Raw genomic sequence first — 248 nt, forward strand, 5'->3', positions numbered from 1 at the left:
GTTTTGACTGACGCCTATGAAACTGTTTTTACACTCTTTAATAAATTAATTAATCCCAATAAGCCATTACACAATATAAGCCACCTACAATTATGCCAAAGTAAAACGCATAACTTTGTGGTCATTCGTCACACGAAAGCAATTAGTGATGAAGCAAAGGCTGTGGTAATAAAAGCCTGTACGCCTTACAAATACTCAGTTATTTGGCAAAGCGAAAGTGATGTAATTGACCATACTAATATTACTAT

Annotated in this window: 1 protein-coding gene; it reads left to right on the top strand. The window is 34.3% G+C overall.

All coding sequences use genetic code 11. The annotated features are described in order from the left end of the window. Positions 1-248 (top strand): hypothetical protein (locus tag R2R70_RS22230; protein ID WP_410979236.1); only part of this gene is annotated, 248 nt, incomplete at both ends.

The sequence above is a fragment of the Cobetia sp. SIMBA_158 genome (assembly GCF_046566945.1).
Classification (GTDB): Bacteria; Pseudomonadota; Gammaproteobacteria; order Pseudomonadales; family Halomonadaceae; genus Cobetia; species Cobetia amphilecti.